This is a genomic window from Roseomonas sp. USHLN139 (assembly GCF_037145735.1).
In the GTDB taxonomy this organism is placed as follows: Bacteria; Pseudomonadota; Alphaproteobacteria; order Acetobacterales; family Acetobacteraceae; genus Pseudoroseomonas.
This window is the reverse complement of sequence record NZ_JBBCWY010000003.1, coordinates 232,480-245,893: the sequence shown is the minus strand read 5'-3', so window position 1 is coordinate 245,893 and position 13,414 is coordinate 232,480. Positions and strand designations below refer to the sequence as shown.

The window sequence follows — 13,414 nt, the reverse complement described above, 5'->3', positions numbered from 1 at the left end:
CCGGTCACATCCCGGCCAGGCGCGGCAGCGCCATCGCGGCTTCATGCCGCGAGACGAGCGCCGCGACGCTGACCTCGAAGAAGGAGAAGAAGGACGAGGGATAGAGGCCCATCCACAGCGTCAGCACGATCAGCGGCGCGAAGGTGACCACCTCGCGCGGGCTGAGGTCGAGCAGCACCCGCAGGTCATCCCGCGTGATGCGCGAGAAGATCACCCGACGGTACAGCCACAGCATGTAGGCAGCGCCCAGGATCATCCCCAGCGCCGCGCCGAAGGCGACCCAGGGGTTGGCATGCCAGGCGCCGACGATCACCAGGAACTCGCCGGGGAAGCCGGCGGTGCCGGGGAGTGCCACCGAGCCCATGGTGAACAGCATGAACACCGCGGCATAGACCGGCATGATCTTGGCGACGCCGCCATAGCGCAGGATCTCGCGGCTATGGACGCGGTCGTAGAGCACGCCGACGCAGAGGAACAGCGCGCCCGAGACCACGCCATGGCTCAGCATCTGGAAGATCGCGCCCGAGATGCCCTGGTGGTTCATGGTGAAGATGCCGATCGTCACGATGCCCATATGGGCGACCGAGGAATAGGCGATCAGCTTCTTCATGTCCTCCTGGGCCAGCGCCACCAGCGAGGTATAGACCACGGCGATGACGGAGAGCGCGAAGATCAGCGGCGCGAACCACTCCACCGCCTGCGGCAGCAGCGGCAGCGAGAAGCGCAGGAAGCCATAGGCGCCCATCTTCAGCAGCACGCCGGCCAGGATGACCGAGCCCGCCGTCGGCGCCTCGACATGCGCGTCCGGCAGCCAGGTGTGCACCGGCCACATCGGCACCTTCACCGCGAAGGAGGCGAAGAAGGCCAGGAACAGCCAGACCTGGACATGCGGCGCGATGCGCAGCTCGAACAGCGCCGGGATGTAGGTGGTGCCGGCGGCATACCAGAGCGCCAGCAGCGCCAGCAGCATCAGCAGCGAGCCGAGCAGCGTGTAGAGGAACAGCTTGTAGGCCGCATAGACCCGGCGCGCCCCGCCCCAGACGCCGATGATCAGGAACATCGGGATCAGGACGCCCTCGAAGAAGATGTAGAACATCACCATGTCCAGCGAGCTGAACATGCCGATCATCATCGTCTCGAGCACCAGGAAGGCGATCATGTACTCGCGCACCCGGCTCTGGATCGCCTCCCAGGAGGAGAGGATGCAGAGCGGCGTCAGCGCGGTCGACAGCAGCACGAAGAGGACGGAAATGCCGTCCACCCCCATGTGATAGCCCAGGCCGAATTCCGGCATCCAGTCCAGCCGCTCGACGAACTGGAAGTCCGCGGTCGTCTTGTCGAACTGGAACCACAGGATCAGCGACAGGCCGAAGGTGATCAGGCTGGTCCAGAGCGCCGTCCAGCGCGCATTGGCCGCCACCGCCTGCTCGTCGCCGCGGACGAAGAGCAGGATGCCCGCGCCCAGCAGCGGCAGGAAGGTGAGCAGCGAGAGCAGGGGGAAACCCGCGGCGTTCATCGACCGACCCCAAACAGGAAGATGCTGACGAAGAGGACGAGCCCGATGATCATCGCGAAGGCGTAGTTCGCCACCCGCCCCGACTGCAGCCGCACCATCCGGCCGGAGGCCTGGACCGTCAGCCGGGCGGCGCCGTTCGGCATGCCGTCGATGATCTTCACGTCGCCGGTCTTCCACAGCACCTGCGCCAGGCGACGCGCGGGCTGGACGAAGATCCGGTCATAGAGCTCGTCGAAATACCACTTGTTCAGCAGGAAGCGGTACAGGCCGGGCACGGCCGCCGCCACCTTCCCCGGGATGGAGGGGACGAACATGTAGCAGAGATAGGCGAGCGCGATGCCCAGCGCGCCGACGATGGTCGGCGCCACCGGCACCCAGCCCGGCACCTCATGCGCGTCGTGCATGATGTGGTTGTGCGGCGCGTTGACGATCGAGCCGTTCCAGAAGGCCTGCCAGTGATGGCCGACGAAATCCTCGGCGAAATAGGCGCCGGTGAACAGCGCGCCCAGCGCCAGCACGAAGAGCGGGATCAGCATGACCGCCGGGCTCTCATGCACGTGCTCCATCGTGTGATGGTCGGCCCGCGGCGTGCCGTGGAAGGTCATGATGATCAGCCGCCAGGAGTAGAAGGCGGTCAGGAAGGCGGCCAGGATGCCGCAGACGAAGGCATACTTGGCGGTCCAGCCATGGCCGGCGAAGGCCGCCTCGAGGACGAAGTCCTTCGAGTAGTAGCCGGCGAAGAAGGGCACGCCGGCCAGCGCCAGGCTGCCGATCCAGAACATCGCGTAGGTGATCGGGATCTTCTTCCAGATCCCGCCCATCTTGCGGATGTCCTGCTCGTCCGACATGGCGTGGATCACCGAGCCGGCCGAGAGGAACAGCAGCGCCTTGAAGAAGGCATGCGTGAACAGGTGGAACACCGCCGCCTGATAGGCGCCGACGCCGATGGCGAAGAACATGTAGCCGAGCTGCGAGCAGGTCGAATAGGCGATGACCCGCTTGATGTCGTTCTGCACCATGCCGACGGAGGCGGCGAACAGCGCCGTGGTGGCGCCGATCACGGTGATGAAGCCCAGCACGTTCGGCGCGTATTCGATGACCGGCGACATGCGCGCCATCAGGAACACGCCCGCCGTCACCAGCGTCGCCGCATGGATCAGCGCGGAGACCGGCGTCGGGCCTTCCATCGCGTCCGGCAGCCAGGTGTGCAGGCCGATCTGCGCCGACTTGCCCATGGCGCCCAGGAACAGCAGCAGCGCGATCACCTCGAGCGCCGGATAGCCGGCGAAGGTCACCTGCTGGGCGGCCTCGATGCCCTGGAAGATGGTCGCGAACTCGACGGAGCCGAAGGTCCAGAAGGTCAGCGCCATGCCGAGCATGAAGAACAGGTCGCCGACGCGGTTGACGATGAAGGCCTTCATCGCCGCGCGGTTGGCGCTTTCCTTCTCGTACCAGTAGCCGATCAGCAGGTAGCTCGCGAGGCCGATGCCTTCCCAGCCGAAGAACAGCTGGACCAGGTTATCGGCGGTCACCAGCATGAGCATCATGAAGGTGAAGAGCGACAGGTAGCTGAAGAAGCGCGGGATCGTCGCGTCATGCGACATGTAGCCCACGCTGTAGAGGTGGATCATGGTCGAGGCGAGCGTGACCATGCCGACCATGACGACCGACAGCGTGTCGTAGCGCAGCGCCCAGGAGAACTGCAGCCCGCCGACATCCAGCCAGGTCACGATATCGACCGTGGCCGGGGCATGGCCCCAGGCCACCTGGGCGAAGGAGGACAATCCGCAGAAGGCGGCCAGCGCCATGCAGATCACGGTCGCCCATTGCGCCGCGCGGTCGCCGATCAGCCGGCCGAAAAGACCGGCGATGATCGAACCCAGCAGCGGCAGGAAGACAGCACCGACGAACATTGGGCTAACCCTTCAGGGTGGAGACGTCCTCCACCTCGATGCTGCCGCGGTTGCGGAAGTAGATGACGAGGATGGCCAGGCCGATGGCGGCTTCCGCGGCCGCGACGGTCAGCACGAAGAGCGCGAAGATCTGCCCGGTGAGGTCCTGCAGGGCCGAGGAGAAGGCCACCATGTTCAGGTTCACCGAGAGCAGGATGAGCTCCAGCGACATCAGGATGACGATGACATTCTTGCGGTTCATGAAGATGCCGAAGATGCCCAGCACGAAGAGGATCGCGCTGACCGTCAGGTAGTGGCCGAGGCCGATGGTCAGCATCAGTGATGCCCCCCGCCATGCTTGTCGTCATGGCCATGGCCACCATGGCCGTGGTCGTCATGCCCGTGCCCAGGCCCGTGCCCATGATCGTCGTGACCATGGCCGTGGCCATGGATCGCCTTGGGCTTGGGCGGCGCCGGCAGCGGCCGGCGGACGATGCCGAGCTCGGCCAGGCCCTTGCGCGAGGGCACCGAGGTCAGCGTCACCGCCTCGCCGCGGGCGACCTGGGTCGCGATGTCCTGGCGGCGGCTGTTCGCCGGCTTGTCGCGCAGCGTCAGCACGATGGCGCCGATCATGGCGACCAGCAGGATCAGCCCGGCCAGCTGGAACAGGAAGATGTAATCCGTGTAGATCAGCTGGCCCAGAGCGGCCGTGTTGCTGATCCCGCTCTCCGGCGCCGCGTTCATGCGCAGGCTGTTGGCCTCCGGCGCGAACTGCCAGGAGCCGAAGACGAAGAGCAGCTCGAGGAAGAGGATCGCCCCGATCACCGCGCCGATCGGCGCGTAGCGCTGGAAGCCTTCCCGCAGCCGGCTGAAGTCGATGTCCAGCATCATGACGATGAACAGGAACAGGACCGCGACCGCGCCCACATAGACGATGACCAGGATCATCGCCAGGAACTCGGCCCCTGCGAGCAGGAACAGCGCCGAGGCGTTGAAGAACGCCAGGATCAGGAACAGCACGCTGTGCACGGGGTTGCGGCTGGTCACGACCATGACCGCGGAAGCGATCAAGATGGCCGCGAAGACATAGAAGGCGAGTGCGGCGATCATCGCAGCCCGCCCGCGTGCAGATGCAGCATCATGGCACCGTTCCGAGAAAGCCGTCCTGGCAGGAGGACGGGGCCGTGAAGGAAAGCCGCGGGGATGGCACGACCGGACCCACCCCCGCCGCAGAACTCAGCGGTAGGGCGCGTCGAGCTCGAGGCGCTTGGCGATTTCCGGCTCCCACCGGTCGCCATTCGAGAGCAGCCGATCCTTGTCATAGATCAGCTCCGCCCGGGTCTCGGTCGCGAACTCGAAATTCGGCCCCTCGACGATGGCATCCACCGGGCAGGCTTCCTCGCACAGGCCGCAATAGATGCACTTCGTCATGTCGATGTCGTAGCGCGTGGTGCGGCGCGAGCCGTCCTCGCGCGGCTCGGCCTCGATGGTGATGGCCAGCGCCGGGCAGACCGCCTCGCAGAGCTTGCAGGCGATGCAGCGTTCCTCGCCATTGGCGTAGCGGCGCAGCGCATGCTCGCCCTTGAAGCGCGGCGACAGCGCCGTCTTCTCGAAGGGGTAGCTGATGGTGCTCTTCGGCTTGAAGAAATACTTCAGCGTCAGCGCCATGCCCGAGGCCAGCTCGGCCAGCAGCAGGCTGCGCGCCATCCGGTCAAGACTTGCCATCACTCACCTCGCGGCGCGGGGGTAGCCCGCGCTCTCCATTTGGACAAGGTCCGTCATCATGACCAGCAGGGGGTTGGACCAGGTCATGCCGGCAGCCAGCCCATGATCTTCAGCACGAAGGCCGTCAGGATCAGCCAGCCCAGGCTGAAGGGCAGGAAGATCTTCCAGCCCAGCCGCATCAGCTGGTCGTAACGGTAGCGCGGGAAGGTCGCGCGCACCCAGACGAAGGTGAACAGGCAGAGGCAGATCTTCAGGATGAACCAGATCGGCCCCGGCACCCAGTTGAAGGGCGCGATGTCCATCGGCGGCAGCCAGCCACCCAGGAACAGGATGGTGGTCATTGCCGACATCAGGATCATGTTGGCGTATTCGCCGAGGAAGAACAGCGCGTAGGTCATGGAGGAATATTCCACCATGAAGCCCGCCACCAGTTCCGACTCGCCTTCCGCCAGGTCGAAGGGCGGACGGTTGGTCTCCGCCAGGGTCGAGATGAAGAAGATGATGAACATCGGGAAGAGCGGGATGGCGAACCACACCGTGCTCTGCGCCCGCACGATCTCCGTCAGGTTCAGGCTGCCCACGCAGAGCAGCACCGTGACGATGACCAGGCCCATCGAGACTTCATAGGAGACCATCTGCGCCGCCGAGCGCAGCGCGCCCAGGAAGGCGTATTTCGAGTTCGAGGCCCAGCCGGCGATGACGATGCCGTAGACGCCGAGCGAGGAGATCGCCAGCAAATAGAGCACGCCGACATTGATGTCGGCGATCGCCCAGCCGTCATTCACCGGGATCACCGCCCAGGCGATCAGCGCCAGCACCAGGGTCAGCATCGGGCCCAGGATGAACAGCGCCCGGCTGGCGCCGGCCGGGATGATGGTCTCCTTCAGCAGCATCTTCAGCGCGTCGGCGAAGGGCTGCAGCAGGCCGAAGGGGCCGACCACATTCGGGCCGACGCGCATCTGCATCGCCGCCATCACCTTGCGCTCGGCATAGGTCATGTAGGCGACGCCGATCAGCAGCGGCACCAGCAGCGCCAGGGTCTGCGCCACGGTGATGGCCAGGATCCCGATCGGGGAAGCGAGGAAAGCGTCCATGGCCCGTTACTCCGCCGCCAGCTTGGGCGAGGCGTCGTTGTAGATGCGGCTGCACTCGGCCATCGTCTCCGAGGCGCGGCTGATCGCATCCGCCTGCCAGTAATCGGTGACCGGCAGGGTGAAATTGTCATGACCGAGCGGGGCGCCGCCGGCCGCCGGGCCGGTGGTGTCCAGGCAGCCGCCGGCGACGCGGCCATCGATCATGCCGAAGACCGGGTTGGCGGCGACCAGCCGGGCGCGCAGCGCGTCCAGCGTGTCGAAGGCCAGCGGCACGCCGAGGGCGGCGCCGGCGGCGCGGACGATGCGCCAGTCCTCCCGCGCCTCGCCCGGCGGGTGCAGCGCCAGGCGGCCGCGCTGGGCGCGGCCCTCGGTGTTGACGTAGGTGCCTTCCTTCTCCGGATAGGCGGCGCCCGGCAGGATCACGTCGGCGCGGCTGGCCGCGCGGTCGCCGTGATGGCCTTGATAGACCACGAAGGTCCCGGCCGGGATCAGCGCCGGGTCGAAGCCGTCGGCGCCGAGCAGCCAGAGCGCGTCCATGCCGCCCGACAGCATCGCCGGCAGGTCCTTGCCCCCCGGACCCGGCAGGAAGCCGGCATCCAGCGCGCCGACCTGGCCGCCGAACAGGTGCAGCAGGTTGAAGCCGTGCCATTCCGGGGTCAGCGCGCCGACGGACTCGGCCAGCGCCCAGGCCGCGGCCAGCACCGCCGCGCCATCGGCCCGCGCGATCGCCGCACGGCCCAGGATGATCATCGGCTTGGAGGCGCCCTTCAGCACCTCGGCGAAGCCCTCACCGGCCTGCAGGGCTGCCAGCGCGGCAGGCCCCTCACCCAGATGCTGCGCCTTGTAGGTCAGGTTCAGACCCTGCGGCCCGACATAACCGACCTTCAGCGCGCCCGAGGCCCAGCGCTTGCGGATGCGCGCGTTGAGCACCGGCGCTTCCTGGCGCGGGTTGCTGCCGATGATCAGCAGCGCATCGGCCTCGTCGATGCCGGCGATGCCGCTGTTGAACAGGTAGAAGTCGCGGCGCGAGGCGTCGATCGCCGCGCCGTCCTGCCGGCAGTCGAGATTGGCCGAGCCGAGGCCCGCCATCAGCTCGCGCAGCGCGAAGGCGCTCTCGGCATCGACCAGGTCGCCGGCGACGGCGCCGACGCGCTCGGGCTTCAGGCCCTGGAAGCGGTCGGCGATGGCCGCGAAGGCCTCTTCCCAGCTGGCCGGGCGCAGCTTGCCGTCCACCCGGATCCACGGGCGGTCCAGCCGCTTCCGCTTCAACCCGTCGAAGGAGAAGCGGCCGCGATCGGCCATCCACTCCTCGTTCACGTCCTCATTGGTGCGCGGCAGGATGCGCACCACTTCCGGGCCCCGCGTGTCGATGCGGATGGCAGCGCCCACCGCGTCGAGGACGTCGATGCTGTCGGTCTTGCGCAGCTCCCAGGGCCGCGCGACGAAGGCATAGGGGCGGCTGGTCAGCGCGCCGACCGGGCAGATGTCGATCAGGTTGCCCGAGAGCTCGGTGGACAGCGCCTTCTCGACATAGGTGCCGATCTGCATGTCCTCGCCGCGGCCCGTCGCGCCCAGCTCGGGGACGCCGGCGACCTCGGTGGCGAAGCGGATGCAGCGGGTGCACTGGATGCAGCGGGTCATGATCGTCTTGACCAGCGGACCCATATACTTGTCCTTCACCGCGCGCTTCTGCTCGCGGTAACGGCCGCCCTGCCCGCCATAGGCGGTCGCCTGGTCCTGCAGGTCGCACTCGCCGCCCTGGTCGCAGATCGGGCAGTCGAGCGGGTGGTTGATCAGCAGGAATTCCATGACGTTGCGACGGGCGTTGCGCACCATCGCAGAGTCGGTGAAGACCTTCATGCCATCGGCGACCGGATAGGCGCAGGAAGCCACCGGCTTCGGCGCCTTCTCCACCTCGACCAGGCACATGCGGCAATTGCCGGCGACCGACAGGCGCTCATGGTAGCAGAAGCGCGGGATTTCCTTGCCAGCGGCCTCGCAGGCCTGCAGCACGGTGGCGCCGTTCGGGACCTCGATCTCGATCCCGTCGACTGTGACCTTGGCCATGCTCGCTTACTCCGCCGCCAGCGGCATCGCGCCGCTGTGTTTCCTGGCGTGATAGTCCCGGATGCGCTCTTCCATCAGCGGCCGGAAGTGCCGGATCAGGCCCTGCACCGGCCAGACGCCGCCATCGGCCAGCGCGCAGATGGTGTGGCCCTCGATCTGCCGCGTGACGCTTTCCAGCACGTCGATCTCGGCGAGCTCGGCGCGGCCCTCGACCATGCGGTCCATCAGGCGCTTCTGCCAGCCCATGCCCTCGCGGCAGGGGGTGCACTGGCCGCAGCTCTCATGCTTGTAGAAATGCGCGAGGCGCGCGATCGCCTTGATGATGTCGGTGGACTTGTCCATGACGATCACGCCGGCGGTGCCCAGGCCCGACTTGTGCTCGCGCAGCGCGTCGAAATCCATCAGCACGTCGTCGCAGATATGCTTGGGCAGCAGCGGGGTGGACGAGCCGCCGGGGATCACCGCCAGCAGATTGTCCCAGCCGCCGCGCACGCCGCCAGCATAGCGGTCGATCAGCTCCCGCATCGGGATGCTCATCTCGGCTTCCACGTTGCAGGGCTTGTTCACATGGCCCTGGATGCAGAAGATTTTCGTCCCGACATTCTTCGGGCGGCCGAAGCTGGAGAACCAGCTGGCACCGCGCTTCAGGATGGCGGGAACGACGGCGATGGTCTCCACGTTGTTCACGGTGGTCGGGCAGCCATAGAGGCCGACGGCGGCCGGGAAAGGCGGCTTCAGCCGCGGCATCCCCTTCTTGCCCTCGAGGCTCTCGATCAGCGCCGTCTCCTCGCCGCAGATATAGGCGCCGGCGCCGCGATGCACGTAGAGGTCGAAATCCCAGCCCGAACCGGCGGCGTTCTTGCCGAGCAGGCCTGCCTCATAGCACTCGTCGATCGCGGCCTGCAGGACCTGGATCTCGTTGTAGTACTCGCCGCGGACATAGATGTAGCCCGCATGCGCGCCCATGCCGACGCCGGCATAGAGGCAGCCCTCGATCAGCAGGTGCGGATCGTTGCGGATGATGTCGCGGTCCTTGCAGGTGCCCGGCTCCGACTCGTCGCCATTGACGACCAGGTAGGAGGGGCGCCCGTCCGGGTTCGACTTCGGCATGAAGGACCACTTCATGCCGGTCGGGAAGCCGGCGCCGCCGCGGCCGCGCAGGCCGGACTGCTTCATCTCCTCGATGATCCAGTCACGGCCCTTGGCGATGATCGCCGCGGTGCCGTCCCAGCTGCCGCGGCGCCGGGCATCCTTCAGGTTCCACGGATGCAGGCCGTAGAGGTTGGTGAAGATGCGGTCCTTGTCGCTCAGCGCCATGGTCTCACTCCTTCCCCAGGGTCCGGGCGGCGTCATCCATCGGGATGTCGAGCACGGTCTCCGGCCCGCCGATCGGCGCGCTGCCCTGGCGGCCCTTCATGCTGCCCGGCACCGGCCGCTCGCCGCGCTTCAGCGCCTCGAGCAGCTGGACCGTCGTCTCGTAGTCCATGTCCTCGTAGTAGTCGTCATCCACCTGCAGGATCGGCGCGTTGACGCAGCCGCCCAGGCACTCCACCTCGGTCATGGTGAAGAGGCCGTCCTCGCTGGTGTCGCCATAGCCCTTGAGGTGGCCGTGCTCCTTGCAGGCGCGCAGCACCTCGTCCGAGCCGCGCAGCCAGCAGGGCGTCGTGCCGCAGACCTGCAGGTGGAAGCGGCCGATCGGCTTGGTGTTGAACATGAAGTAGAAGGTGGCCACCTCATAGACGCGGATCGGCGCCATGCCGAGCCGCTCCGCGATGGTGTCCATGGCGATGCGCGGCACCCAGGCGCTGCCGGTCAGCCGGCCCATCTGCTTCTGCGCCACATAGAGCAGCGGGATCACGCCGCTGGCCTGCTTGCCCTCGGGATAGCGCGCCAGGATCTTGGCGATCTGCGCCTCGCTGTCGGCGTCGAAGGCGAAGCTCGCCGGCTCCTCGTGCTGATGGGCCTGGTGAGAATGGGAATGCGGGGCGCTCACCGGTCGATCTCTCCGAAGACGATGTCCAGGCTGCCGATGACAGAGACGGCGTCGGCCAGCATGTGGCCCTTGGACAGTTTCTCCATCGCCTGCAGATGCGCGAAGCCGGGCGCGCGAATCTTGCAGCGATAGGGCTTGTTGGTGCCGTCGGCGACCAGGAAGACGCCGAACTCGCCCTTCGGCGCCTCGACGGCGGTGTAGGTCGACCCCTCGGGCACGTGATAGCCCTCGGAATACAGCTTGAAGTGGTGGATCAGCGCTTCCATCGAGCGCTTCATCTCGGCCCGCTTCGGCGGCGCGATCTTGCTGTCCGCCACCTTGATCGGGCCGCCCGGCATCTGCGCCAGGCACTGCTTGATGATCTTGTGGCTCTCACGCATCTCGGCGATGCGCACCAGGTAGCGCTCGTAGCAGTCGCCATGGCTGCCCACCGGGATCTCGAAATCGAGCTGGTCGTAGATCTCGTAGGGCTGACTGCGGCGCAGATCCCAGGCGCAGCCCGAGGCGCGGATGCACGGCCCGGTGAAGCCCCAGGCCATCGCTTCCTCGGCGGTCATGATGCCGATGTCGACGGTGCGCTGCTTGAAGATGCGGTTGCCGGTCAGCAGCCGCTCGATGTCGTCGACGAAGGTCGGGAACTGCTCGGCCCAGGCGCTGATCCGCTCGGTCAGCCCGGCCGGCAGGTCCTTCGCCACCCCGCCGGGGCGGAAGTAGTTGGCGTGGTAATGCGAGCCCGAGGTGGCGTCATAGAATTCCAGCAGCACCTCGCGCTGCTCGAAGCCCCAGAGGCTCGGCGTCGTCGCGCCCACATCCAGCGCATAGGTGGTGATGTTCAGGATGTGGTTCAGGACGCGGCTGATCTCGGCGAAGAGCACGCGGATATACTGGGCGCGGATCGGCGCCTCGATGCCCAGCAGCTTCTCCACGGCCAGCGCGAAGCAATGCTCCTGCGCCATCGGCGCCACGTAGTCGAGGCGGTCGAAATAGGGCAGCGCCTGCAGATAGGTCTTGTGCTCGATCAGCTTCTCGGTGCCGCGATGCAGCAGGCCGATATGCGGGTCGGCACGCTCCACCACCTCGCCCTGCATCTCCAGGATCAGGCGCAGCACGCCATGCGCCGCCGGATGCTGCGGGCCGAAATTGATGGTGTGGCTGTCGATCTCGACGGTGCGGGTGCCGCCCGAGGCCGGGGTGTCGTCGGTGCTGAGGCTCATTCGCGGGTGATCCGGTTGAGATGCACCTTCTCGTCGCCGGGCAGCGTCGTCATGCCTTCCCAGGGCGAGAGGAAATCGAAATTGCGGAAGTCCTGGGTGAGCTTCACCGGCTCATAGACCACGGCCTGGCGCTCGGGGTCGTAGCGGACCTCGACGAAGCCGGTGAGCGGGAAGTCCTTGCGCAGCGGATGGCCTTCGAAGCCGTAATCCGTGAGGATCCGGCGCAGGTCCGGCTGGCCGTCGAAGACCACGCCGTACATGTCCCAGGTCTCGCGCTCGAACCAGGTGGCGGAGGGCCAGATGTCGCAGATGCTGGCCACCGGCGTCGCCGCATCGGTCGCGACGATCACCCGGATGCGGTGGTTATGCGCCATCGACAGCAGGTGATAGACCACGTCGAAGCGCTCGGCCCGCGTCGGCCAGTCGACGCCGCAGACATCGATGCAGAGCTCGAAGGCGAAGCGCGGATCGTCGCGCAGCATCATCATGGTCGCGTGCAGCGCCTCGCGGCGGATGCGGATCTCCACCTCGGCGCCGCGGGCGATCTGGCTTTCCAGCGCCACGCCCCCGGGCAGGGAGGCGAGGACGGCGGCCAGCAGCGCCTGCTCGGGCGTCGGCGGCGGCGGCGGCTCGGCCGGGGCGACGGCGGTTTCGTTCTCAGCCACGCAGGATGCTCCCCGTCCGGCGGATCTTCTTCTGCAGCTGCAGGATGCCATAGACCAGCGCCTCGGCCGTCGGCGGGCAGCCGGGCACATAGACATCGACCGGCACCACGCGGTCGCAGCCGCGCACCACGCTGTAGCTGTAGTGGTAGTAGCCGCCGCCATTGGCGCAGCTGCCCATCGAGATGACCCAGCGCGGCTCGGCCATCTGGTCGTAGACCTTGCGCAGCGCCGGGGCCATCTTGTTGGTCAGCGTGCCGGCGACGATCATCACATCCGACTGGCGCGGCGAGCCGCGCGGGATGACGCCGAAGCGGTCGAGGTCGTAGCGGGGCATATAGGCGTGGATCATCGGCACCGCGCAGCAGGCCAGGCCGAAGGTCATCGGCCAGAGGCTGCCGGTCCGGGCCCAGTTCACCACCTTGTCCAGGTTGGCGACGACAAAGCCCTTCTCCTCGATCTCGCCGGAGACGCCGTTGAGCACGGCGTCCTGCTCAGCCCCCGGCGGCAAGGCCTGCTGGTTCCAGGCCAGCTGATTGCTCGCGCTCATGAGCCGGTCACTCCCAGTCCAGGGCGCCTTTGCGCCACTCGTAGATGAAGCCGACGGTCAGCACGCCCAGGAACGCCATCATCGACAGGAAGCCCAGCCAGCCGATCTGCCCAAGCGAGACGGCCCAGGGGAAGAGGAAGGCGACCTCGAGGTCGAAGATGATGAACAGGATGGCGACCAGGTAGAATCGCACATCGAAGCGGCGGCGGGTGTCGTCGAAAGGCTCGAAGCCGCATTCATAGGCGGAGACCTTCTCCGCATAGGGCTTCTGCCGGGCCGCCAGCACGCTGCCGCCCACCATCGCAATGGCGATGCCGCCGGCAATGGCCAGGAAGACCAGGATCGGGAAATAGTTCGCCAGCAGGGGCTGGGTCATGGTGCGTCCGTCCTCGGGCCCGGGGCCCAACAGGGCCGTGCACAGGGGAGCACACGGCCAGTCACGCCGCGGGGCATGCCGCAGCGCAACGCTGGGCGGACATTACCTCCCAAGCGCCCGGATCGCCATAGCCCCCAGCCCCTTGCGGAACATTGAAAGATGGATAGCCGCCAAGACAAAAACGCCGCCCTGGAAAATCCAGGGCGGCGTTTTTGCGTTACGACTGGCGCGAGTGACGGGGCTCGAACCCGCGACCTCCGGCGTGACAGGCCGGCGCTCTAACCAACTGAGCTACACCCGCTTCCGTCGTGGAGGGGGAAATACG

General features: G+C 67.0%; 13 protein-coding genes and 1 tRNA gene. All 14 read right to left on the bottom strand.

The window, feature by feature from the left end:
* Window positions 1-4 precede the first annotated feature (4 nt).
* The 14 genes from WFI16_RS11630 to WFI16_RS11565 all read right to left on the bottom strand — a co-directional run bounded on the left by WFI16_RS11630 (window position 5) and on the right by WFI16_RS11565 (window position 13,390).
* The gene (locus tag WFI16_RS11630) at window positions 5-1,516 is read right to left on the bottom strand and encodes an NADH-quinone oxidoreductase subunit M (protein ID WP_419898000.1); all 1,512 of its coding nucleotides are present in this window, start codon (window positions 1,514-1,516) and stop codon (window positions 5-7) included.
* Entirely contained in the window at window positions 1,513-3,429 is a 1,917-nt protein-coding gene (nuoL, locus tag WFI16_RS11625) for an NADH-quinone oxidoreductase subunit L (protein ID WP_419897999.1), read from the bottom strand. The genes WFI16_RS11630 and nuoL overlap by 4 nt, the downstream gene beginning before the upstream one ends.
* 4 nt (window positions 3,430-3,433) lie before the next feature.
* A complete protein-coding gene (gene nuoK / locus WFI16_RS11620) occupies window positions 3,434-3,745 on the bottom strand; it encodes an NADH-quinone oxidoreductase subunit NuoK (RefSeq protein ID WP_207553489.1) in 312 nt (103 codons plus the stop codon).
* Window positions 3,745-4,518 carry an NADH-quinone oxidoreductase subunit J gene (locus WFI16_RS11615; RefSeq protein WP_419897998.1) on the bottom strand — a complete coding sequence of 258 codons (774 nt, stop codon included), beginning with the start codon at window positions 4,516-4,518 and terminating at the stop codon, window positions 3,745-3,747. The genes nuoK and WFI16_RS11615 overlap by 1 nt, the downstream gene beginning before the upstream one ends.
* Before the next feature lie 126 nt (window positions 4,519-4,644).
* Window positions 4,645-5,133: an NADH-quinone oxidoreductase subunit NuoI gene (gene nuoI / locus WFI16_RS11610; RefSeq protein ID WP_419897997.1), complete on the bottom strand. Its 489-nt coding sequence runs from the start codon at window positions 5,131-5,133 to the stop codon at window positions 4,645-4,647.
* 83 nt (window positions 5,134-5,216) lie between these two features.
* Window positions 5,217-6,227, bottom strand: coding sequence for an NADH-quinone oxidoreductase subunit NuoH (nuoH, locus tag WFI16_RS11605; RefSeq protein WP_419897996.1), 1,011 nt, complete (start codon window positions 6,225-6,227; stop codon window positions 5,217-5,219).
* A gap of 6 nt (window positions 6,228-6,233) precedes the next feature.
* Window positions 6,234-8,294: an NADH-quinone oxidoreductase subunit NuoG gene (nuoG, locus tag WFI16_RS11600; protein ID WP_419897995.1), complete on the bottom strand. Its 2,061-nt coding sequence runs from the start codon at window positions 8,292-8,294 to the stop codon at window positions 6,234-6,236.
* A gap of 6 nt (window positions 8,295-8,300) precedes the next feature.
* Window positions 8,301-9,611, bottom strand: coding sequence for an NADH-quinone oxidoreductase subunit NuoF (gene nuoF, locus WFI16_RS11595; RefSeq protein WP_419897994.1), 1,311 nt, complete (start codon window positions 9,609-9,611; stop codon window positions 8,301-8,303).
* A gap of 4 nt (window positions 9,612-9,615) precedes the next feature.
* Window positions 9,616-10,287, bottom strand: coding sequence for a complex I 24 kDa subunit family protein (locus tag WFI16_RS11590; RefSeq protein WP_419897993.1), 672 nt, complete (start codon window positions 10,285-10,287; stop codon window positions 9,616-9,618).
* On the bottom strand, window positions 10,284-11,501 hold the full coding sequence (locus WFI16_RS11585; protein ID WP_419897992.1) for an NADH-quinone oxidoreductase subunit D: 1,218 nt from the start codon (window positions 11,499-11,501) through the stop codon (window positions 10,284-10,286). Before WFI16_RS11585 ends, WFI16_RS11590 begins: the two co-directional genes overlap by 4 nt.
* A complete protein-coding gene (locus WFI16_RS11580; RefSeq protein ID WP_442970671.1) occupies window positions 11,498-12,166 on the bottom strand; it encodes an NADH-quinone oxidoreductase subunit C in 669 nt (222 codons plus the stop codon). The genes WFI16_RS11585 and WFI16_RS11580 overlap by 4 nt, the downstream gene beginning before the upstream one ends.
* Window positions 12,159-12,713, bottom strand: coding sequence for a NuoB/complex I 20 kDa subunit family protein (locus WFI16_RS11575; RefSeq protein ID WP_419897991.1), 555 nt, complete (start codon window positions 12,711-12,713; stop codon window positions 12,159-12,161). Before WFI16_RS11575 ends, WFI16_RS11580 begins: the two co-directional genes overlap by 8 nt.
* Before the next feature lie 7 nt (window positions 12,714-12,720).
* Window positions 12,721-13,089, bottom strand: coding sequence for an NADH-quinone oxidoreductase subunit A (locus WFI16_RS11570; RefSeq protein ID WP_076956207.1), 369 nt, complete (start codon window positions 13,087-13,089; stop codon window positions 12,721-12,723).
* 224 nt (window positions 13,090-13,313) lie between these two features.
* A tRNA-Asp gene (locus WFI16_RS11565) sits at window positions 13,314-13,390 on the bottom strand.
* Between the last annotated feature and the right edge of the window lie 24 nt (window positions 13,391-13,414).